General features: G+C 72.0%; 22 protein-coding genes. 11 read left to right on the forward strand and 11 right to left on the reverse strand.

All coding sequences use genetic code 11. The annotated features are described in order from the left end of the window. Positions 1-138: 138 nt before the first annotated feature. Both G4G93_RS23555 and G4G93_RS23560 read left to right on the forward strand, forming a co-directional pair. Positions 139-420 carry a hypothetical protein gene (locus G4G93_RS23555; RefSeq protein ID WP_165087768.1) on the forward strand — a complete coding sequence of 94 codons (282 nt, stop codon included), beginning with the start codon at positions 139-141 and terminating at the stop codon, positions 418-420. A gap of 116 nt (positions 421-536) precedes the next feature. After that, entirely contained in the window at positions 537-2,729 is a 2,193-nt protein-coding gene (locus G4G93_RS23560) for a cation:proton antiporter (protein WP_165087960.1), read from the forward strand. Between the two features lie 290 nt (positions 2,730-3,019). Here G4G93_RS23560 and G4G93_RS23565 read toward each other — a convergent pair whose 3' ends face one another. The 4 genes from G4G93_RS23565 to cpdR form a co-directional block, all read right to left on the reverse strand. Further along, positions 3,020-3,502 carry a DUF1178 family protein gene (locus tag G4G93_RS23565; protein ID WP_165087771.1) on the reverse strand — a complete coding sequence of 161 codons (483 nt, stop codon included), beginning with the start codon at positions 3,500-3,502 and terminating at the stop codon, positions 3,020-3,022. Positions 3,503-3,609: 107 nt separating this feature from the next. Then, entirely contained in the window at positions 3,610-4,449 is an 840-nt protein-coding gene (locus tag G4G93_RS23570; RefSeq protein WP_165087774.1) for a carbon-nitrogen hydrolase family protein, read from the reverse strand. 70 nt (positions 4,450-4,519) lie between these two features. After that, the gene (grxC, locus tag G4G93_RS23575) at positions 4,520-4,777 is read right to left on the reverse strand and encodes a glutaredoxin 3 (protein WP_165087777.1); all 258 of its coding nucleotides are present in this window, start codon (positions 4,775-4,777) and stop codon (positions 4,520-4,522) included. 70 nt (positions 4,778-4,847) lie between these two features. After that, the gene (gene cpdR, locus G4G93_RS23580) at positions 4,848-5,204 is read right to left on the reverse strand and encodes a cell cycle two-component system response regulator CpdR (protein ID WP_048427828.1); all 357 of its coding nucleotides are present in this window, start codon (positions 5,202-5,204) and stop codon (positions 4,848-4,850) included. Between the two features lie 233 nt (positions 5,205-5,437). Here cpdR and G4G93_RS23585 point away from each other — a divergent pair, with 233 nt between their 5' ends. From G4G93_RS23585 to G4G93_RS23595, 3 genes are all read left to right on the forward strand, one after another. Then, a complete protein-coding gene (locus tag G4G93_RS23585; protein WP_165087780.1) occupies positions 5,438-6,328 on the forward strand; it encodes an N-formylglutamate amidohydrolase in 891 nt (296 codons plus the stop codon). Between the two features lie 97 nt (positions 6,329-6,425). Further along, positions 6,426-7,310, forward strand: coding sequence for a CoA ester lyase (locus G4G93_RS23590; RefSeq protein WP_165087782.1), 885 nt, complete (start codon positions 6,426-6,428; stop codon positions 7,308-7,310). A gap of 349 nt (positions 7,311-7,659) precedes the next feature. Then, entirely contained in the window at positions 7,660-7,944 is a 285-nt protein-coding gene (locus G4G93_RS23595; protein ID WP_246736965.1) for a hypothetical protein, read from the forward strand. 109 nt (positions 7,945-8,053) lie between these two features. Here G4G93_RS23595 and G4G93_RS23600 read toward each other — a convergent pair whose 3' ends face one another. Beyond that, positions 8,054-8,464, reverse strand: coding sequence for a hypothetical protein (locus tag G4G93_RS23600; protein WP_165087788.1), 411 nt, complete (start codon positions 8,462-8,464; stop codon positions 8,054-8,056). A gap of 253 nt (positions 8,465-8,717) precedes the next feature. On the opposite strand from G4G93_RS23600, the gene G4G93_RS23605 reads away from it, so the two are divergent. The 4 genes from G4G93_RS23605 to G4G93_RS23620 all read left to right on the forward strand — a co-directional run bounded on the left by G4G93_RS23605 (position 8,718) and on the right by G4G93_RS23620 (position 12,156). Beyond that, a complete protein-coding gene (locus G4G93_RS23605; protein WP_165087790.1) occupies positions 8,718-9,983 on the forward strand; it encodes a pilus assembly protein in 1,266 nt (421 codons plus the stop codon). 135 nt (positions 9,984-10,118) lie between these two features. Further along, positions 10,119-10,505, forward strand: a complete 387-nt coding sequence (locus tag G4G93_RS23610) for a phasin (protein ID WP_165087793.1) — start codon at positions 10,119-10,121, stop codon at positions 10,503-10,505. A gap of 363 nt (positions 10,506-10,868) precedes the next feature. Then, entirely contained in the window at positions 10,869-11,771 is a 903-nt protein-coding gene (locus G4G93_RS23615; protein WP_165087796.1) for a hypothetical protein, read from the forward strand. 130 nt (positions 11,772-11,901) lie between these two features. Further along, positions 11,902-12,156: a hypothetical protein gene (locus G4G93_RS23620; RefSeq protein WP_165087798.1), complete on the forward strand. Its 255-nt coding sequence runs from the start codon at positions 11,902-11,904 to the stop codon at positions 12,154-12,156. Here G4G93_RS23620 and G4G93_RS23625 read toward each other — a convergent pair. The 4 genes from G4G93_RS23625 to G4G93_RS23640 all read right to left on the reverse strand — a co-directional run bounded on the left by G4G93_RS23625 (position 12,149) and on the right by G4G93_RS23640 (position 15,528). Further along, the gene (locus tag G4G93_RS23625; RefSeq protein WP_165087801.1) at positions 12,149-12,499 is read right to left on the reverse strand and encodes a hypothetical protein; all 351 of its coding nucleotides are present in this window, start codon (positions 12,497-12,499) and stop codon (positions 12,149-12,151) included. The genes G4G93_RS23620 and G4G93_RS23625 overlap by 8 nt on opposite strands. Before the next feature lie 102 nt (positions 12,500-12,601). After that, positions 12,602-13,438, reverse strand: coding sequence for a class I SAM-dependent methyltransferase (locus G4G93_RS23630; RefSeq protein ID WP_165087803.1), 837 nt, complete (start codon positions 13,436-13,438; stop codon positions 12,602-12,604). Then, positions 13,435-14,499: a lysylphosphatidylglycerol synthase domain-containing protein gene (locus tag G4G93_RS23635; protein WP_165087806.1), complete on the reverse strand. Its 1,065-nt coding sequence runs from the start codon at positions 14,497-14,499 to the stop codon at positions 13,435-13,437. The genes G4G93_RS23630 and G4G93_RS23635 overlap by 4 nt, the downstream gene beginning before the upstream one ends. 141 nt (positions 14,500-14,640) lie before the next feature. Beyond that, a complete protein-coding gene (locus tag G4G93_RS23640; RefSeq protein WP_165087809.1) occupies positions 14,641-15,528 on the reverse strand; it encodes an alpha/beta fold hydrolase in 888 nt (295 codons plus the stop codon). Positions 15,529-15,711: 183 nt separating this feature from the next. Here G4G93_RS23640 and G4G93_RS23645 point away from each other — a divergent pair, with 183 nt between their 5' ends. Continuing rightward, positions 15,712-16,350: a GNAT family N-acetyltransferase gene (locus G4G93_RS23645; RefSeq protein WP_312892240.1), complete on the forward strand. Its 639-nt coding sequence runs from the start codon at positions 15,712-15,714 to the stop codon at positions 16,348-16,350. Positions 16,351-16,427: 77 nt separating this feature from the next. On the opposite strand, the gene fliJ is transcribed toward G4G93_RS23645, so the two are convergent. After that, a complete protein-coding gene (gene fliJ / locus G4G93_RS23650; protein WP_165087812.1) occupies positions 16,428-16,835 on the reverse strand; it encodes a flagellar export protein FliJ in 408 nt (135 codons plus the stop codon). Positions 16,836-16,926: 91 nt separating this feature from the next. Then, on the reverse strand, positions 16,927-18,267 hold the full coding sequence (gene fliI / locus G4G93_RS23655; RefSeq protein ID WP_312892241.1) for a flagellar protein export ATPase FliI: 1,341 nt from the start codon (positions 18,265-18,267) through the stop codon (positions 16,927-16,929). Positions 18,268-18,701: 434 nt separating this feature from the next. Between fliI and ctrA the strand changes: the two genes are divergently transcribed. Then, a complete protein-coding gene (gene ctrA / locus G4G93_RS23660; RefSeq protein WP_165087817.1) occupies positions 18,702-19,403 on the forward strand; it encodes a response regulator transcription factor CtrA in 702 nt (233 codons plus the stop codon). The last annotated feature ends 458 nt before the right edge of the window (positions 19,404-19,861 follow it).

A 19,861-nucleotide genomic window follows, 5' to 3' on the forward strand; every position in this document is an offset into this window, starting at 1 on the left:
CGAGACTAGGCGCTGACACCTAAGAAAGAGTCTCACCCGGCTTTCCACAATGTCGTTCAGGATCCGCACACCATGGCGGCGGGTCGGACGAACCGGCCCGGCTTTGACGCATTCCTCCCGGCATGCGGGAGCCAGACGATGTTCTTCACCCTGACGGCGGCGATCGGCGGCAGCCTGACGGCGGCGACCTTCCTGATCGAGGACGGTCCGGCCGCCGCCGGACTCGCCGCCCTGACGGTCGGCCTGGTGAGCGCGGCGCTCGCCGCAATCCTCGTCGTTCGGATCGACCGACGGGCGGGCGCGCGGGGCTCCGAGCCGACGACCGGCGACGTCCCGCGCCTGGCGCGCCGACGCCTCGGGAGGTCCTATCCGCCCCATCACCCCCGGCCGGGGGCCGCGCGGTTCGCCTCAGCCCGGTGATCCGTTCGGAACCGGCGTAGCACCCTCCTGTTGACGCTCGCACGACCGGAAGGGGCCGACAGATTACAGCGCGACAGACCGGCCCCGCGGCGCCCTCGTCGCCCCTCTTCGGCGGGCTGAGGACCGCCCTCCCCGCCCTGGCGTTCGTCGCGAGCGCCGCCACCGCGCAGGCCGCCGGGATCGGCGCGGCCGGCGGCCCGTCCGAGGTGGTGCTCCTCGTCCAGATCGTGCTGCTCCTCACCGTCGGGCGCCTGCTCGGCGAGGCGATGCTGCGGATCGGCCAGCCGGCGGTGATGGGCCAGCTCATGGCCGGCATCCTGCTCGGCCCCTCGTTCCTCGGGGCCCTGTGGCCGGAGGCGCAACACTGGCTGTTTCCACCCGGCCGCGACCAGCGGGCGCTCCTCGACGGCATCGCCCAGCTCGGGATCCTGCTCCTGCTGCTGATGACCGGCATGGAGACCGACCTCGCCCTGGTGCGCAAGGTCCGGCGTGCGGCGCTCAGCGTCTCGGTCACCGGCGTGGCCGTGCCCTTCGCCTGCGGGTTCCTGCTCGGGTGGTTCCTGCCCGAGGCGATGCTGCCGCATCCGGAGCTTCGCCTCGTCACGGCGCTCTTCCTCGGCACCGCCCTCGCGATCTCGTCGGTCAAGATCGTCGCGATGGTGGTGCGCGAGATGAACTTTTTGCGCCGCAACGTCGGGCAGGTCATCGTCGCCTCGGCGATCATCGACGACACGATCGGCTGGGTGATCATCGCGGTCATCTTCAGCCTGGCCCAGGCCGGTGCCATCGACCTGTGGGCGGTCGGCCGCAGCCTCGCCGGCACCCTGGTGTTTCTGGCCCTCAGCCTCACGGTCGGGCGCCGCCTGGTCTTCCGGCTGATCCGCTGGGCCAACGACTCGCTGCGCAGCGAGGCCGCGGTGATCACCGCGATCCTGGTGCTGATGGGGGTGATGGCGCTGATCACGCAAGCCATCGGCGTGCACACGGTGCTGGGGGCCTTCGTGGCCGGGCTGCTGGTCGGCCAGTCGCCGATCCTGACCCGGCGGATCGACGAGCAGCTGCGCGGCGTCGTCACCGCCCTGTTCGCGCCGATCTTCTTCGGCCTCGCGGGCCTGAGCGCCGACCTCACCATCCTGCGCGACCCGCACCTGCTGCTGCTCACCCTCGGGCTCATCGCCATCGCGAGCCTGGGCAAGTTCGCGGGCGCCTTCGCGGGCGGGCGGCTCGGGGGCCTGCGGAGCCCTGAATCCCTGGCGCTCGCCTGCGGCATGAATGCCCGCGGCTCGACCGAGGTGATCGTCGCCTCGATCGGCCTCGGCATGGGGGCGCTGAGCCAGGACCTGTTCACGATGATCGTCGCGATGGCGCTGATCACCACCCTGGCGATGCCTCCCACCCTGCGCTGGGCCCTCCACCGCCTGCCGCTCAAGGGCGAGGAGAAGGAGCGGCTGGAGCACGAGGCGGCGGAGGAGCGCGGCTTCGTCGCCAACCTCGAGCGCCTGCTGGTCGCCGCCGATGACGGGCCGAAGGGGCGCTTCGCCGCCCGGATCGCCGGGCTCGTCGCCGGCTCGCGCGGGATGCCGGTGACGGTGGTCCGGTGGGGCGAGGCGACGGACGATGCGGTCCTGTCCGGCACGGTGGCGCAGGCGGCGGAAGGCGCGCGGCAGGAAGCCCGGGACCCGGAGACCGGTGCGGTCGAGGTCACCGAGCTCGCGCGGCCCGAGCCCGCGGCGGAGGCCGTGCGCGAGGAGGCCGCCAAGGGCTACGACCTCCTGATCGTCGGCATCGACCCGACGGTGGCGCCGGAGGGCGGCCTCGCCGACGCGGTGGCCGGAGCGGCGGAACGGTTCGACGGTCCCCTCGCGGTGGCGGCGGCGCGGGGCGCCCACCGCGCCGACCCGGAGCGCGCCGCCCTCTCGGTGCTGGCGGTGGTCGACGGCACCCAGGCCGCCCGCCGCGGCGCCGAGATCGCCGTGACCCTGGCGCGGGGCGCGGGCGCGCCGCTGACGGTGCTGTTCCTGTCCGAGGGCAACGGGGTCGGGCGCCGTCTCGCCGGACCGCGCCAGAGCGACGCGGTCGCGCTCCGCGAGGTGCTCGATCTCGCCGAGCAGGCCGGCTTGCGGGTGCGGACTGAACTGCATGCCACCCGGACGCCGGAGCGCGCGATCCTGCGTCAGGCGAGGGCCGGCGATCACGACCTCGTCGTGATGGGCGTCACCCGCCGCGCCGGCGAGGGGGCGGCGTTCGGGCCGGTGGCGGAGGCGGTGCTGGAGGCTGCCGAAAGGTCGGTGCTGCTTCTGGCAAGCTGACACGCGCACGAGCAATGAGCGCCCTATCGGCGGACCGCTCTGCGCACCGGCCCTGCCACCCTCCTGGCGGTCTTGGCCCGGTCATCCCGGTCCGGTGATCCTGGCGAGTGTCCCGGGGCCGCGCAGCGGAACCCGGGATCCGCAACGGCGGAGATGCCGGGTGAGGTGAGACGCGCTCAGCCTGTTCCGGAACTCGTCGGCTGTCATCGACCCCGGGTTCTCGCCTGCGGCGGGCCTCCGGGCTGGCGTGGAGGGATGTCGGCCTGTGCGCCAGTTCGATCGACCGCCCTTCAGTTCCGATCGTCCGGCAAGGCCGGCAGCGGCTGAACCGCGATGCCCTCGTCCAGGAGCGAGCGCGCCTCGGTGAGGCTCGCCTCGCCGTAGATCGCCCGCTGCTCGGTCTCGCCGTAATGCATCCGCCGCGCCTCGGCCGCGAAGTCCGCGCCGACATGGTCGGCGGTGCGGGCGACGTGCTCGTGCAGGGCGCGGATCATCGCGCGCAGTTGCCGCTCGGGCTCGGCGACGAGGCTGACCGGGGCCTCCGCGGGTGCCGCCGGCACGCCCGGCGTCGCAGCGGCGGGCGCCTCGACCGGGGCCGGCAGGGTCGCGGCACGGCCCAGCGACGGCGCCATGATCCGCTTGGCGACCTTCGGGCTGTCGCAGAACGGACAGGTCACGAGGCCGGCCCGCGCCTGCTCATCGTAGGAATCGCTCGACGGGAACCAGCTCTCGAAGCTGTGGCCGGAATCGCAGGACAGGGCGTAGCGGATCATGGATCGGGATATCGGTGGTCGGGCGCGCGGCGGCGAGGTCCGTGCGACGCTGCGGACCTCCGATGACCTGTCCCATGTGGCGGAATTCCGGTCCGCTGAGAAGCGGCCTAAGGTCGGGCGACCTCGACGGTCACCGGCCGGGCATGGCGCAGGGCCGGGATGCGGGCGCGGGCATCCGCCACGAGTGCCATGTCGATCTCGGCCAGGATCACGCCCGGGGCGTTGCCCTCGGCCTCGGCCAGCACCCGGCCCCAGGGATCGACGATGAGGGAATGGCCGTAGGTCTCGCGCCCGTCCTCGTGCCGGCCGCCCTGCGCAGCCGAGATCATGAACGAGCCGGTCTCGATCGCCCGGGCGCGCTGCAGCACGTGCCAATGCGCCTCGCCGGTCTGGCGGGTGAAGGCGGCGGGCGCCGACAGGATCTCGGCCCCGGCCTCGGCCAGCGCCCGGTAGAGGGCGGGGAAACGCACGTCGTAGCAGATCGCGACACCCAGCCGGCCCCAGGGCAGGTCGGCGACGACCGCCCGGGCGCCGCCGGTATAGGTGGCGGATTCCCGGTAGCTCTCGCCGTTCGGCAGATCGACGTCGTAGAGGTGGAGCTTGTCGTAGGCCGCGAGGACCGCGCCCTCGCGGTCGATCACGAAGGCGCGGTTGGCGACCTTGTCGCCGTTCCTCACGGCGAGCGAGCCGACATGGACGACCACCCCGCGCTCGCGGGCGACGTCGCGGAGCGCGCCGAGGGTCGAATCGTGCTCCGGCTCGCGGATCTTCCGGAACAGGCTCTCCCGGTCGCGCTCGAGGAGCGACGTCATCTCGGGGGTCTGCACGTAATGCGCACCGCGTTCCGCCGCCTCGCGGATGCCCGCCACCGCGGCGTCGCGGTTCTGCGCGGGGTCGCGGCCGGAGCGCATCTGCACGCAGGCGGCGACGAAGCGGGGAGCGGTCATGGGCTGCAACTCCGAGGGGTCCCGGAACCATAGCCCCGAACCGCCGCGCCCCGCCAGGGGGCGGAGGGATTCAGCCGGCGAGCAGCGGGTCGAGGCGGCCGGAGCGGTCGAGGGCGTAGAGGTCGTCGCAGCCGCCGACATGGGTCTCGCCCACGAAGATCTGCGGCACGCTGGTGCGCCCGCCGGCCTTGTCGGTCATCTCGCGGCGGGCGCCCGCCCTGGCCTCGACGTCGATCTCGGTGAAGGCGACGCCCTTCTCCTGCAGCAGCGACTTCGCCGCCGAGCAATAGGGGCACCAGCTGGTGGTGTAGATCGTGACCGGCTGCATCCGTCGGCTCGCGCGAGGCTCCAGGGAGCGCCCGATATAGGCGCCCGGGGCATGCGCCGCCAGCGGGGAGTCACGCCGCCATCAGCTTCTCGACCTCGGTCACCAGCTCGCGCAGGTGGAACGGCTTCGACAGGACCTTGGCGTCCTTCGGGGCCTTCGAATCGGGGTTGAGCGCCACCGCGGCGAAGCCGGTGATGAACATCACCTTGATGTCGGGGTCGAGCTCGGTGGCGCGGCGCGCCAGCTCGATGCCGTCCATCTCGGGCATCACGATGTCGGTGAGCAGGAGCTCGAACGGCTCCTCGCGCAGGCGATTATAGGCCGAGAGCCCGTTGTCGAACGAGGCCACGTCGTAGCCCGCGTTCTGGAGCGCCTTGGCGAGGAAGCGACGCATGTCGTTGTCGTCTTCCGCGAGGAGGATCTTCATGAACGAAAGTCCCGGATACCGATTCGGAGCGTTCATTCCATAAAGCGGCCGCTTGGTAAACAGAGTGTTGACGCCGGCCGCCCGGAGGGCGGTTGCCCCCTGCGGGATTCGCCGGGGCCACACCCCCTCGCGGCAGTGGACAGGCCCGGGCCGGGACGCCAGATTAGCCGGATGACGGTGCGACCACCTCCCGCCTATCGCGTATCCCTCGGCCCCCTGCCCCGGGCGGCCGGATGAGCCGAGTCTCTCCCGCCAGCCTGTTCGCGCCGCCCTTCCGGGTGGATGAGCCGGAGCGGCAGACCCTGCCCTTCGTCTACAACACCGGCCATTCGGGGGCGGTCTACCCGGCCTCCTTCGTCGCCGCCTCGCGGCTCGACGCGGTGGGCTTGCGCCGCTCGGAGGACGCCTTCGTCGACCGGCTCTATGCGCCCGTCGTCGCCCTGGGCGCCCCCCTGATGCAGGCAGCCTTCCCGCGGGCCTATCTCGACGTGAACCGCGAGCCCTACGAGCTCGACCCGCGGATGTTCGACGGGCGCCTGCCGCCCTTCGTCAACATCCGCTCGATGCGGGTGGCGGGCGGCCTCGGCACGGTGCCCAGGGTGGTGGCGGACGGCCAGGAGATCTATCGCGGCCGCCTGCCGGTCGAGGAGGCGCTGGCGCGCATCGAGGAGCTGTACAAGCCCTACCACCGCGCCCTGAAGGACCTGGTGGCGCGCACGGCACGGACCTTCGGCCACGCGGTGCTGATCGACTGCCACTCGATGCCCTCGACCAGCCTCGCCCGCGACGAGGGACCGGCGGTCGACGTGGTGCTGGGCGACCGCTTCGGCACGTCCTGCGCGCCGGACCTGATCGACTGCGCCGAGGCCGCGTTCCGCGCCCACGGCCTCCGGGTGGTGCGCAACAAGCCCTATGCCGGCGGCTTCATCACCGAGCATTACGGCGAGCCGGCGCTCGGCCGCCACGCCCTGCAGATCGAGGTCAACCGCGCCCTCTACATGGACGAGCGCAAGCTCCTGCCCCGTCCCGGCTTCGACGCCCTGTCCCACACCCTGACGGCGGTGGCCGGGACCCTCGGCCACGCCGCCCTCGATCTCGGCCCCCGGCGCATCGCCGCCGAGTAGGCGGCGGGGTCGGGGTGCGCCGCAATGCGGCGCGCGATTGCACTGCGATCGGGCGCTGCACTAAGCAAGGGGGACGACCGTAAGGAAAACGTCCGCGATGATCGACCTCCGCCTCCGCCGCAGCGTGCTCTACATGCCGGGCTCGAACCAGCGCGCCCTCGAGAAGGCGCGCACGCTGGCGGCCGACGCCCTGATCCTCGACCTCGAGGATGCGGTCGCGCCGGACGCCAAGGAGGTGGCGCGCGAGCAGGTCTGCGCCGCGGTGCGCCAGGGCGGCTACGGCGACCGCGAGCTGATCATCCGCGTCAACGCTCCCCAGACCCCCTGGGGCGAGGCGGACCTGCGCGCCGCGATCGAGGCGCGGCCCGACGCGATCCTGATGCCGAAGGTCTCCTCCCCGGCGGTGCTCGAGAGCATCGCCGACCGGCTGGAGGCCCTCGACGCGCCGGCCGGCATCAAGATCTGGGCGATGATCGAGACTCCGGCCTCGATCCTCAACATCCAGGCGATCGCCGCGGCGCGGCGCAATCCGGGCACCCGGCTCACCTGCTTCGTGCTCGGCACCAACGACCTCGCCAAGGACACCTGGACGCAGATCGTCCCCGGCCGCGCCCCGATGATGCCGTGGCTGATGACGGCGCTGGCCGGCGCCCGGGCCGAGGGCCTGACCATCCTGGACGGGGTCTACAACAACTTCTCCGACCTCGACGGCTGCCGCGAGGAATGCGAGCAGGCCCGGGTGCTCGGCTTCGACGGCAAGACGCTGATCCATCCGAGCCAGGTGACGCTCGCCAACACCGCCTTCGCGCCGACCGAGGCCGAGGTCGCGGTCGCCCGCAGCGTGATCGAGGCCTTCGAGCGGCCGGAGAACGCCAAGCGCGGCGCGATCCAGATCAACGGCCGCATGTTCGAGCGCCAGCACATCCCGATGGCCCGCCGCTCCGTCGCCTGGGCCGAGGCGATCGCCGCCAAGGGACAATGAGGACGACGCGATGACGACCCGGCGCTGACGCGGGCGCCCGAGCGTCCGCGAGGGAGCCGCGCCCGCTGCGCATCATCCGGGCTTGACCCCCGGATGGTTGCAGCGCACAAATTGCCTAGGAATAAATAACGCGCGATCTCCGGGAGTCCTCCCGGAGCCTGATCCGTCACCGGCTCGGCCGCGACCGGGCCGGTCCTCGGCTGTCGCGCATCCTCGACTTGGCGTCCCCCCGCTTCTCGGCGCCGCTCCCTCGACCGACCCGCGACGGAGACTGCCGATGCCTTGCGCGCCCCCCGCCTTCGAAACGATCTTCCGCATTCCGCGCGGACACCGGTTGGAGAGCGACGGAATGCTCGGCCGCGGCGGCCGGGTGTTCGGCATCTGCTGGTTCCACCGGGAATACGACCGGCGCGACCGGCTGGTGGCCCGCTACGAGACCTATGACGAGGTCGGCGCCGACGGCGCGTCGCGCTGCGGCTGGCGCCGCTACGACGAGGCGGGTCGCCTCACCGTCTGGCACGAGGTCGGGATGCGCTGGGCCGCCCTGGTCGAGAGCCTGTCGCGCCGAGAGGCCGAGACGGCGCTCCAGCATCCGCGGGCGCAAGAGCTGGAACGCGATTGCGTGCCGGCGTGACGCCGACCGGCCCTTCCCGAACTCCAGCCCATCCGCGACCTCGTCCCGAGGTGCGAATAGGAGGGTTCTGTCCGGCGTGATCCCGCGCGTCCGCCACCGGACACGAGGTTTACCGGGCCGGCTTCTTCGCCGGCTCAGCCGCCGCCGCCGGCGTGATGCTGCCGGTCTGGGTCACCTTGTCCTTCGCCTGGTCGAGGCGCTTGGTCAGCGAGGCGAGGTCGCGCTGCGTGGCGGCGAGCTGCGCCTTGGCCTTGTCGCGGGTCGTGCCGAGCTGGGCGATCTCGTCCCGGGCCGCGGCGATCTTGGCCTGGCGATCGCGCAGCTCGGCCTCGACGTCCTGGAACTGCTTGAAGCGCGCGGCGAGCGCGTCGCGCTGGCCTTCGGTCTCCGCCAGCTGGGCGCGGAGCGCGGTCTTGCCCGACGAGGAGACGGCGTAGGCGCCCCAGCCCGACAGGGTGCCGAGGCTGAGAATGCCGGCCGCGAGGAGGGCGGGGTTGGGGCGGAACCGCAGGGTACGCATCGGCAGTCCTCGTCAGGTACTCGGTAGGCCGCCGCAGGACGGCCAGGATGTCCCGAACCCGGGAACACGACTGTCTTCGAGTATGGCGAGTCTTCGTTAACGGCCTATTGCCGCGGCGCGCAGCGAGAAACCCTAACGAAGTATGACCGGCGAAGTCTCGCAATGCCGGATAGCGGCGCGATTCCTTTAACCTCCTACATGTTAGGTCTTGTTTGTTAGAGCAAGGCGATCGGGGTCAGGAGGCCGTCCTTCCATGAAGCGGCTGTGCGTGCGTTTCCGGCGCGACCGCAGCGGCAGCGTCGCGGTGATCATGGCGCTGGCGATGATCCCGGTGACCTTCCTGGTCGGGGCCGGCGTGGATTATGCCCGCAGCGCCGGAATCCAGGCGAAGCTCCAGACCGCCACCGACGCGGCGGTGCTGGCGGTGATCCGCGAGGCGCCGACCCTGAAGTCCGACGCCGACTTCCAGGCCCGCGCCCGGGCCTATTTCGATGCCAGCTTCCCGTCCCAGGCGGGCGTGACGGTGACGAGCTTCACGCCGACCCGCTCCGGCACCCTGGTCACGGTGAGCGCCACCGCGCAGGTCGACATGACCCTAGGGCGCCTGATGCATCCGGGCCCGCTCGCGGTCACCGGCACGTCGCAGGCGATGTCCGGCGGCAAGGCGGTCGAGATCGCGCTCGTGCTCGACAATACCGGCTCGATGAACGATGCCGGCAAGCTCCCGGCCCTCAAGCAGGCGGCGAAGGACTTTCTGACCTATCTCGACAAGGTCGTGGTCAGCCGCGCCGACGCCAAGGTCGCCCTGATCCCGTTCTCGACCCAGGTCAATCTCGGTACGAGCGTCTCCGCCGCGGGCTGGCTCAACTACACCAAGACCGGCACCACGAGCGCCGCCAGCTGGCAGGGCTGCATCACGGACCGCGACCAGCCCTACGACGTGCAGGTCCCGGCGACCGAGCCCACCGGCGCCGACGCCTATCCGGCGACCACCTGCGCGACGACGCAGAACGGCCGGCCGACGCTGGCGCCGATCCGCCCCCTCGGCACCGATTACGGCACGCTGGCCACCGCCATCGACGGCATGACGGCCGGCGGCAACACCAACGTCACCATCGGGGTGGCCTGGGGCCTGGAGGCGCTGACGCCCTACGGCCCCCTCGCCACCGCGACGAGCCTCGCCAACGACCGGGTCAGCAAGATCATGATCGTGCTGACCGACGGTCAGAACACGCAGAACCGCTGGAAGAGCGTCTGCACCGGCAACTGGCTCGCCGACCTCTTCTCCGGCTGTGTCAATGCGAGCGTCATCGATGCCCGCACGCTCTCGGCCTGCAACGCCGCCAAGGCCGCCGGCATCACCATCTACACGGTGCGGGTGATCGATGGAAATGCCGACATGCTGAAGTCTTGCGCGACGAAGGACGGCTTCTTCTACAACGTCATCACGGCGGACGACCTCAAGCCGGCCTTCCAGAGCATCGGCAGCTCGATCGCCCAGTTCCGGCTCACGCAGTAGCGCCGCGCCGGTCATCCGCAAGGCTGGGCTGCGCGCAACCCGTTGACTCGCGCATTGCGTTGCAGCATCGTGATTGCTGCGTCGCACAAAACCTCACGGGCGGCGCGCGTCGCGACTGCCAGAGGGAACGCCCCCATGACCAGCACCCAGAAGCCCTTCGAGATCCCGACCGAGATGCGCGACTTCGCCGAGAAGGGCGTGCAGAATGCCCGGACGGCGTTCGGCACCTTCCTGGGCACCGCCCGCAAGCTCGCCGAGACCGTGCAGACCTCGACCCATACCTCGCAGACCGGCATGGGGACGGCGGTGGCCCGCGGCTTCGACTACACCGAGCAGCACGCTTCCGCGACCTTCGACCTCGCCGAGAAGCTGGTGCGCACCACCGACGTCAAGCAGGCGCTGGAACTCCAGGGCGAGTACATGCGCAACCAGATGAGCGCGCTGCAGAGCCAGGCGAAGGAATTCGCCACCCTGTCCGATTCGATCAAGGCTGACCTGAACAAGGCCCAGGCCAAGTCGTAAGGCGACGGCGCAAGCCGGCCCGACGGCGGCGAGGCCCCGAGGGACTCGCCGCCGCCGGGGACGCGGCCTGCCGGGCCCCGCAACCCGACGATCGCGGCCGGTCCGGCGGGGCGGGAGCCCGGCCCGCCGAGCCGATGCCGGGCAATGCCGCCCCCTGCCGGGACGCGACACCGTCGAACGAGACCGGTGGTGCGCACGATGCGCCGGGCGGGCCGCACGGCCCTGCCCGCGCCGTGCGGTCGGTACCCCGGACGAGCCTGCCGGACTCCGGCCCTGCGCGCTCGCCCCCGCATCGGGTGGGGGCGGCCGCCCCCGGGTGACGCGCCAGGGACGCGACGCCCGCCACTCCGAGGAGGCCGAGCCATGACCACCCGCCGCATCGACAAGACCCGCAAGCCGCCCCGCCGTCCCGCCGCCCGCCCGGCGGCCCGGCCGGTCGACAGCACCAAGACCGGCGAGATCCCGGCCGGCGAGACCGCCCCCGAATCCGTCATCGACGAGCCCGAGGCCGTGGCCGCTTCGGACGCGATCGAGTCCGCGGGGTCCGCGACCAGCCCCGAGACGGAGGCCGTACCGGAAGAGGCTCACGCCGGGGTGCCGGTCGCAAGCGCCGACGAGCCCGTGGTGGAAGAGCCGTCCGTGAAGGAGCCTTCCATGGAGGAGCCCGCGGCGAAGGAGCCCCTCATGGAGGAGCCTGTGATGCAGGCGCCATCCGCGCAGGCGGCCGGGACCGTCCCGGACGCCCAGGAGCATCAAGCTTCGGAGACCGAGCCCGCGCTCCCGGAGGCCGCCGTCCAGGAGCCGGTCGCGCAGGATCCGGTCGCCCATGCGGCCGCCGGCGAGCCCGTCGCTCCGACCGACGGAGCGTCCGTCACCGAACCGGTCGCCGACGCGTCGGCTTCCGACGTGGCCGTGCCTGCCGCCGCGGATCTCGACGACCGGACTCCTGCCCCCGCGCCGCAGCCCGAGGCGGCGTCCGAGACGCCGGAGCAGCCCGCTTCCGACGGGGAGGAGATCCCCCTCGCGGCAATGCAGGGCCTCATCGAGATCAACGGCCGCCTGGTCGCCTTCATGCAGGGCGAGGGTCAGGCCGCCGTGGCGTTCTGGAAGGCGGCTCTCGCGGCCCGCACGCCGGGCGATCTCGCCCAGATCCAGGCGGCCGAGGTGAGCCGGGCTTTCGACGCGGCGCTCGCCTGCTGGACCGACCTCGCCCGCCGGATGGGCCGGTTCCCGGCCTTCGTGCCGCCCCGGGCCCGCGCCGCCTGACGACACGGCCCTTCGGCACCCATACGGGTGCCGCGGCGATGAGGCCTGCCCCGTGGACCGGGGCCGGCCGCCACGGCCCGGGGCGCCCCGCTCCGGACCGCCGACCGCCCCCCTGCTCAAGGAGACCGGGATGTTCGACGCTTGGTACGCGACGGCGATGCTCGCGATGGAATCGCAGAAGGTCATCGAGCTGCGGATGGTCAAGATCGCCTGGGGCGGCCTTGCCGGCCAGGTCGAGGCGCAGCGGATGGTGAGCGAGAAGATCGGTGCCGCCCTCGAGGCGACCGGCACCCTGCTCGGCGGCGGCACGCCGGAGGCGGTGATCGACCGCTACCGCGAGCACGTCCGCAACAACGTCGAGCGCCTGTCCGCCCCGACTAGTTGATCGCGCAGAAGCCCGCGCCGGAACCGAAGACCCGGCCGGTGCACCACGGCCGTACCGGGGCGGGGGCAGGCGCCGGGGCGGCCTCCTGCCGCGCGGCCGGCGCGGCGGCGACCGGGGCGGTGGTCCCGGTCGTCATCGGCTCCGGTTCGCCGGCCGCCGCCGTGCGGATCCGCGGCGTCTCCGGGGCGCGGGCCACGGGGGCTGCCACCGGCGCGGCGTGGCTCGGGCCGACGAAGAAGACGCCGCTGCGCCGGCCTCGCGCCTCGGCGGGGTTCGCGGCTGCGACGATCCCCAGGGCGACGATCCCCACGGCGATGAGCCCGACCACCAGACCTGTGCGCATCACCCTCACCCCGCTCCACCGGATGCGGGGAATGATCGTCGGCACGCGTTAACCCGCCGCCTCAACCGATCGCTCGCATTCGACGGATCGGCGCGAATCCCCTCAGCGCTTGCGCAGCCACAGGCTGGTCTCGAACGCCCCGGGCGGCAGGGGCAGGCGCGCCAGGACGCCATCGAGCGGCCGGCCGGCCAGGATGCGGCTGGCAAAGAGCGGCGCCCAGGCGCCACCCTGGAGCAGCGCACCCACCACCAACTGCTCGTTGTAGCCGCGCCAGGCCCAGGAAGCCGGATAGGCTTCGGGCAGGAAGACGTCGTGGATGTGCACGAGCACGCCGGCGCGCAAGCGCGGCAGCACGTCGAGGACGAGCCGATCGACATCGGTACCCGGCATCGCGACGTGGCTCGAATCGATGAACAGGATGTCGCTGGGTTCGAGCGAGGCCGCGTCGTCCGCGTCCTGCGGCCCGAACAGCCGCGCCTCGTGCCGCACGGGGAGCCCGGCGAGCGGCGCGCGCGGCGTCGGGTCGATACAGGTGATCCGGGTCGGCAGGCCGCCGTCGTGAACGGCCTGAGCCAGGAACCGGGTCGAATGCCCCGAGCCGATCTCGACGATGCGGGCGGGCCGCTCGCGCAGCACCAGGGCGTAGGCGGCGGCCGCGTCGAGACGCGGGAACCAGTCCTGCGTGAAGCGCGCCGGCCGCGCGCCGATGAGGCCCGGACCGCCGGCGGCGATGCGCTCGAGAGCGGGGGCCTGCATCTCGATCGCGGCCAGCACCGCCCGGAAGGCCGGCTCGGCCTCCAGAAAGATCGGGCGAAGGGCCGGGTAGCCCTCCGCCCGCGCCGCACCGGCGTGCCGGTACGGGATCAGGAAGCCGCCCGGCCGGATTCCGAGCAGGGTGCTGAGACCGAGCCCGGCGCGGCGCAGGCGGGCGCGGCTCATACCGCCTTGCGCACCTTCGTGTCGTGCAGTCGCACGTCGCGCAGGTCCGGGGTGATGCCGGGGCCGTCGACCGGCGGCGGCGGCACAGTGTCGGGCGATTGCGCCTTGTTGCGCAGGGTGTCGGCGAGGCGGCCGCGCTCGAACAGCAGCACCACGCCGATCGCCAGGGCGAACGGCACCAGCAGGTAGAACAGACGGAAGATCAGGACGGCGGCGAGCACGTCGGTCTTCGGCAGGTCCGGCATCGCCGTGATGAAGACGAGTTCGAACACCCCGATGCCGCCCGGCGCGTTGGAGACCAGCGCCACCGAGAACGAGGCCAGGAACACCGCCAGCACCACGAGGAAGCCCGGATTCCCGGCCTCCGGCAGCGCGAAGTAGATGATGCCGGCGGCGCCCAGCAGTTCGAGCGGCGCGGCGACCAGCTGACGCGCCATGATGTTGGGGCGCGGATACTCGATCTTGAACGAGCGGATGTGCAGCGGCCGGAAATGCAGGATCGAGCCGATGACGTAGAGGGCGACGAAGCCGAGCAGGCCGAAGCCGACGAGGCGGGCGGTGGTCGGGCTCGCCAGCACCGGCGGCAGCAGGGAGCTGACGCGCTCCAGCAATTGCGGCTCGAGCACCAGCACCAGGCCGCCGAGGAAGGCGGTGCCGAGGCCGAAGGTGAAGGAGCAGAGCGCCACCAGCACCGCCACCTGGGCGGTGGTGAGGCCTTTCGAGGTGTAGGCGCGGTAGCGCACCACGGCGCCCGAGAACACCGAGGCGCCGATATTGTGCGACAGCGCGTAGGTGGTGAACGAGCACACCGACACGAACATCCAGGAGATGCCCTTCACGCCGAGATGCAGCAGCGCGATCCGGTCGTACCAGGCGAGCGCGCCGTAGGCGACGAGGGTGGATGCGACGGCGAGCGCGTAGCGGTGCGGCGGGATCGCCGCGAGGCTGGCCTTCACGTCGGCGAAGGACAGGCCCTTGAGCAGGTGCCACAGCAGGTAGACCGAGACCACGACGGCCCCGAGGCCGATGACCGGCCAGATGAAATCTTTGATCTTCTTCATCGCGGTCCCGTCGCGTCCCCTATCTCTCGCGCGCGCTTCTGCCCGACCCTGCGTACGACCGCAAGGACGGCGCCGCACCGGCGGGCCCCTCCTGTCATGGGATCGTGACGGTTTCGTGCCGGCTCCGCGGCGGCGGGCGCCTCAGGCGCCGCGCCGGTCGAGCCAGTCGAGCAGCAGGCGGGCCACGCCCTCGGAGCCGAGATCGAGCTGCAGGAAGTGGGCGATGCCCGGCACCGAGCGGTGCTCGGCGCCGTGATAGAGCGCGGTGCGCCACGTCGTCGCCGGCCAGATCATGCGGTCGTCGGCACCGCCGAGCACCAGGGCCGGCACGCCCGCGAAGGCCGCAGAGAGCGGCAGGGCCGGCCAATGCGCCTCGGCGAGCGCCACCGGGCTCTCCGCCGACATCCGGGCGGCGTAGCTCTGCGCCCGCTCCAGCGGCAGGCCTTCCGAGAACAGCCAGTGCCGGGCGAGGGCCACCGCCGGCTCGCGGCCGGGCAGGAGCGAACCCGCCAGGGCCTCGACCCAGAACCCCGCATCGGTCATCGCGATGCGCGGGCCGACGACGCCGAGGCCCTCGGGCGGCAGGGAGGCCATGAGGACGAGGCCGCGCAGGGGGGCCCGGCCGAGGAGGCGCTGCGCCAGCAATCCGCCGAGCGAATGCCCGACCAGCACCGGCGGCTCGCCCCATTGCGCCACGGCGAGCGCCAGATCGGCGACGTAGTCGGTCAGCGAGGCGGTGCGCAGGTCCCGCCCGCCCCCGCTGCGGCCGTGGCCGCGCAGGCTGACCGCCGCGGCACGGCGCCCGCGCCGGGCGAGGTGGGGGAGAAAGATCTCCTCGAACATCCACGCGCCGCCGAAGGCGCCGTGCACGAACAGGAGCGGCGCGCCGCGGGGCTCGCCGGCCGGCTCCGCCTCGATCCATTCGAGGGCCGGCCCGTCGCGTCGCTCGATCATGCGGCGCGTCACCTGGGCGCGGGGCTCGGTGACGACCGAGAAGCGGCGCCGGTCCCGCGCGGATGCGTCGTGCATGGTCGTGCCTCTCAACCGTCCCGCAATCGGCCCGGCTTCTATCTAACGGCCACGCCCCGTCCGCCCAGTCGTCCGAACGGCGCAGGGGGCGCGCATCGCGGCAGGGTCGCACGACAAAGCTTGACAGACGGGAAACGGGCCCGCCCCCTCGCGGCCTGCCTTCTCGAGGGAGACGATGCCGCCGTGAGCGATCACCCGACCGACGATCCGCGCCTGTGCCTCGACGGCTACACCCCGGTTCCGCCGACCCATGTCGCCACGGTGGTGACCTACCTGGAGATGCGCGAGCCGCCGGCCGGACCGCTGTCCGGGTCCCCTGCCCTGCCCACGGGCGAGCCGCTGCCGCTCGACGTCATCGGCCCGGACGTCGCCCGCTACCGGGCGCTCTACCGCGCCGTCGGGGAATCCTGGCTGTGGTTCGGCCGCGCGCGCATGACCGACGACGCGCTCCTGGCGATCTTGCGCGATCCGGACGTCGAGGCCCTGGCCCTTACCGAGGACGGGCGCGACATCGGCCTCATCGAACTCGACTGGCGCCGGCCCGGCGAGGCGGAGCTGGTTTATTTCGGTCTGGTGCCCGATTCGGTCGGCCGGGGGCGCGGGCGGCGCCTGATGGACGAGGCCCTGCGCCGCGCCTTCGCCCGGCCGATCGGACGGTTGTGGGTGCATACCTGCACCCTCGACCATCCGGGCGCCGTGGCGTTCTACCGGCGCTCGGGGTTTCGGCCTTACGCCCGGGCGATCGAGGTGACGCCGGATCCGAGGCTGACGGGTGACCTGCCCCGCGATGCAGCCGGGCAGATCCCGCTCCTGTCCGAGTAGGGCGTGAGACGAAATCCGAACGATTCGCTTCCGGCGATCCGGCTGGATCGCTGTCGCGACGCGGATTTCGGCCTCGCTCAGGCCCGGGCGCGGCCCAGCCCGATCGCATCCATGCTGGCCTGGTCGCGGGCGTTCTCGGCGGCGCGCTCGCTGGTGCGCTCGCGGTCGTCGAGGATCTCGACCTTCTTCAGCTCCTCGAACGCCTCGGCGAGGGCCGCCTTGGCCGCCGCGAGCTGGACGTCGAGGTCCTCGACCGAGCGGCGGATGTTATCGCGGCGCTGCGCTGCGGCGCGGGCATAGGTCGGGTAGGCGAAATGGGCCGGATCGGAGATCCCCGCCCGCTGCTCCTCCTGGCCGATCTCGCGGTCGAGATCGGCGGCCATGCGGGCGAAATCGGCGATCATCGCCTCGATTTGCGCGACTTTGCGGCGCTTCTCGTCGGCCTGGAAGCGGCGCAGCCGGATGAGCGTGTCCCGCGACTTCATTGGTACTCTACTCCCGCCAGCGGCATGCGGCCGAGCTTTGCGCCCGCCTCGCGCCGTCACGCGGCCGCGGGGCGGGCCGCGCGACCGGCCCTCACGGCCCGCCGACGATCGCGGCGAGGCGTTCGTAACCCTCGCGGATGGAGGTTGCTTCTTCCTTACCCTGCCCCAGAAAAGCCTCCAGATCCGGCATCAGGCCGATGGCCTCGTCGACCTCCGGCGAGCTGCCGGGGCGGTAGGCGCCGAGGCGAATCAGCTCCTCCATGTCGGCATAGGTCGACAGCACCCGGCGGGCGCGGCGCACCACGGGCAGGAATTCCGGGTCGCAGGCGCGCGGCATGGTGCGCGAGACCGAGCGCAGCACGTTGATCGCCGGGTAGCGGCCGCGCTCGGCGATGGCGCGCTCCATGACGATGTGCCCGTCGAGGATGCCCCGCACCGCGTCGGCCACCGGCTCGTTGTGGTCGTCGCCCTCGACCAGCACCGTGAACAGGCCGGTGATCGCCCCCTCCCCGGTTCCGGGGCCCGCCCGCTCCAGGAGGCGCGGCAATTCGGAGAAGACGGTCGGCGTGTAGCCCTTGGCGGTCGGCGGCTCGCCGGCGGCGAGGCCGATGTCGCGCTGGGCCATGGCGAAGCGGGTGATCGAATCGACCATGCACAGGACCTGCGCGCCGGAATCGCGAAAATACTCGGCGAGCGCGAAGGTGACGTAGGCCGCGTTGCGGCGCATCAGCGCCGGCTCGTCGGAGGTCGCCACCACCACCACCGAGCGGGCGAGGCCGGCCGCGCCGAGATCGTCCTGGAGGAATTCCTGCACCTCGCGGCCGCGCTCGCCGACGAGGCCGATCACCGCCACGTCGGCGGCGGTGTAGCGCGCCAGCATCGACAGCAGGACCGACTTGCCGACGCCGGAGCCGGCGAAGATGCCCATGCGCTGGCCGGCGCACATCGTGAGAAACGTGTTGATGCAGCGCACGCCGAGATCGAGCGGCGGGCCGACCCGGCGGCGGGCATGGGCGGGCGGCGGATCGGCCTGGAGGCCGTAGGGCACGGGGCCCTGCGGCAGCGGCCCGAGGCCGTCGATCGGGCGCCCGAGCGCGTCGACGACGCGGCCGAGCCAGGCGGGGCTCGGGCGGATCGCGCCGGCGCCGTCCGCCCGCACCTGGGCCGGGCAGCCCCGCCGCACCCCCTGGAGCGAGCCGAACGGCATGGCGAGCGCATGGGGACCGGAGAAGCCGATGATCTCGCAGGGCACCGCGGTGCCGGCGGCCTCGTTCACCACGACGTCGAGCCGGCCGCCGAGGCGCATCGCCGCGACCGGGCCGGCGACCTCGATCAGCAGGCCGCGCACCGCCACCACCCGGCCGAAGGTCTCGACCTCCTCCACGCCGGCGAGCGCGGCGCGGGCCGCCTCGAACCGCCCCGCACCGGTCACGGCAGCATCCTGTTGATACGAAGCGCTTTCCCGTTTCGTGCCGTCGCCATTGCCGGATTCCATCAACGAACCATTTACCCCTCTCCTTAACACTGAGGCGCATGGGATCCGGGTCGGGCTCCCGGAGGTTCTCCGGGCGCGTGGCACGGGCGCAACATCGCGGGCGGGCCTCGTTGGCATGAGCCAATTAGGCATGCACCCCAGGAGCGGGATCACGGTATGCTACCGCGATTCGACCGGAACGGAACGACAGCCCGCAAGGGACCTGCCCGCCTCGCGGTTTTCTTACCGCTTGCGGGACGGGAACAGGGTTTGTTAACCGTTCAGGCATAGCGTCGCGGTTCGGAAGATAACGGGCGTTTCCCACGGGCCGGTGGGAAGCGGGCGGCGGGGGCTTGCCTTAACCCTTGAGGGCCAGGGCTTGGGGACCTGAGATGCGGGTACTTCTGATCGAGGACGACAGCGCCACGGCGCAGAGCATCGAATTGATGCTCAAGTCCGAGAACTTCAACACCTATACGACCGATCTCGGCGAGGAAGGTGTCGATCTCGGGAAGCTCTACGACTACGACATCATCCTGCTCGACCTGAACCTGCCCGACATGTCGGGCTACGAGGTCCTGCGCTCCCTGCGGGTGGCCAAGGTCAAGACCCCGATCCTGATCCTCTCCGGCATGGCCGGGATCGAGGACAAGGTGAAGGGCCTCGGCTTCGGAGCCGATGATTACCTCACCAAACCTTTCCACAAAGATGAACTGGTCGCGAGAATCCACGCGATCGTCCGCCGGTCGAAGGGCCACGCGCAGTCGGTGATCACCACCGGCGACCTGATCGTGAACCTCGACCAGAAGACCGTCGAGGTGTCGGGCGCCCGGGTGCATCTCACCGGCAAGGAGTACCAGATGCTGGAGCTCCTCAGCCTGCGCAAGGGCACCACGCTGACCAAGGAGATGTTCCTGAACCATCTCTATGGCGGCATGGACGAGCCCGAGCTGAAGATCATCGACGTCTTCATCTGCAAGCTCCGCAAGAAGCTGGCGAATGCCAGCCAGGGCAAGAACTACATCGAGACGGTGTGGGGCCGCGGCTACGTGCTGCGCGAGCCGAGCGAGGCCGAGGATCGCATCGCGGTCTGAAGACCGGCCCCCCCAGGACCGGACGACGAAAGAACCCCGCTCCGGCGGGGTTTTTTCGTGGGTGGACGGATTCTGGAGGGTGCGTGGCCCATGCCCGCCGGAAGGCGGGCGGCAGCGCCGTCGATGTGGTGTCCCGCCGGAAGGCGGGCGGCAGCGCCGTCGGCGCGGTGTCCCGCACTCGCCCGGCTTCTCCCACCTGCTTGGAGGGCCGGCGACCCTCCATGCCGGGCTCCGCTCGCGCGGCCCGGGGATCACGGGGCGGGAGCCGGTCCTGTCGGCGTCGGTCGCCCGTGACGATCGCCGCGAGCGGCCCGTGTCGGGCGAGCGTGGAAGAAGATGGGGATGGCGGGGCCCGGGCATCGGGGGCGCTGCTCGGGATCGCGAGCATCCTTCCCTGCCCGCCTTGCGCAGGGCTTTCGGACGTCGCGCGCGCCGAGCCCGGCTCCGCCCTCGCCGCG

The sequence above is a fragment of the Methylobacterium sp. DB0501 genome (assembly GCF_011043735.1).
GTDB lineage: Bacteria > Pseudomonadota > Alphaproteobacteria > Rhizobiales > Beijerinckiaceae > Methylobacterium > Methylobacterium alsaeris.

Excerpts from the sequence above, each read along its gene's own strand:
- G4G93_RS23590 (WP_165087782.1), top strand. The coding sequence starts at position 6,426 with ATGATCGACCTCCGCCTCCGCCGCAGCGTGCTCTACATGCCGGGCTCG.
- cpdR (WP_048427828.1), bottom strand. The coding sequence starts at position 5,204 with ATGAAGATCCTCCTCGCGGAAGACGACAACGACATGCGTCGCTTCCTC.
- G4G93_RS23605 (WP_165087790.1), top strand. The coding sequence starts at position 8,718 with ATGAAGCGGCTGTGCGTGCGTTTCCGGCGCGACCGCAGCGGCAGCGTC.
- fliJ (WP_165087812.1), bottom strand. The coding sequence starts at position 16,835 with ATGAAGTCGCGGGACACGCTCATCCGGCTGCGCCGCTTCCAGGCCGAC.
- G4G93_RS23570 (WP_165087774.1), bottom strand. The coding sequence starts at position 4,449 with ATGACCGCTCCCCGCTTCGTCGCCGCCTGCGTGCAGATGCGCTCCGGC.
- grxC (WP_165087777.1), bottom strand. The coding sequence starts at position 4,777 with ATGCAGCCGGTCACGATCTACACCACCAGCTGGTGCCCCTATTGCTCG.
- G4G93_RS23625 (WP_165087801.1), bottom strand. The coding sequence starts at position 12,499 with ATGCGCACAGGTCTGGTGGTCGGGCTCATCGCCGTGGGGATCGTCGCC.
- G4G93_RS23565 (WP_165087771.1), bottom strand. The coding sequence starts at position 3,502 with ATGATCCGCTACGCCCTGTCCTGCGATTCCGGCCACAGCTTCGAGAGC.
- G4G93_RS23600 (WP_165087788.1), bottom strand. The coding sequence starts at position 8,464 with ATGCGTACCCTGCGGTTCCGCCCCAACCCCGCCCTCCTCGCGGCCGGC.
- G4G93_RS23555 (WP_165087768.1), top strand. The coding sequence starts at position 139 with ATGTTCTTCACCCTGACGGCGGCGATCGGCGGCAGCCTGACGGCGGCG.
- G4G93_RS23610 (WP_165087793.1), top strand. The coding sequence starts at position 10,119 with ATGACCAGCACCCAGAAGCCCTTCGAGATCCCGACCGAGATGCGCGAC.
- ctrA (WP_165087817.1), top strand. The coding sequence starts at position 18,702 with ATGCGGGTACTTCTGATCGAGGACGACAGCGCCACGGCGCAGAGCATC.
- G4G93_RS23630 (WP_165087803.1), bottom strand. The coding sequence starts at position 13,438 with ATGAGCCGCGCCCGCCTGCGCCGCGCCGGGCTCGGTCTCAGCACCCTG.
- G4G93_RS23615 (WP_165087796.1), top strand. The coding sequence starts at position 10,869 with ATGACCACCCGCCGCATCGACAAGACCCGCAAGCCGCCCCGCCGTCCC.
- G4G93_RS23635 (WP_165087806.1), bottom strand. The coding sequence starts at position 14,499 with ATGAAGAAGATCAAAGATTTCATCTGGCCGGTCATCGGCCTCGGGGCC.
- G4G93_RS23640 (WP_165087809.1), bottom strand. The coding sequence starts at position 15,528 with ATGCACGACGCATCCGCGCGGGACCGGCGCCGCTTCTCGGTCGTCACC.
- G4G93_RS23585 (WP_165087780.1), top strand. The coding sequence starts at position 5,438 with ATGAGCCGAGTCTCTCCCGCCAGCCTGTTCGCGCCGCCCTTCCGGGTG.
- G4G93_RS23595 (WP_246736965.1), top strand. The coding sequence starts at position 7,660 with ATGCTCGGCCGCGGCGGCCGGGTGTTCGGCATCTGCTGGTTCCACCGG.
- G4G93_RS23620 (WP_165087798.1), top strand. The coding sequence starts at position 11,902 with ATGTTCGACGCTTGGTACGCGACGGCGATGCTCGCGATGGAATCGCAG.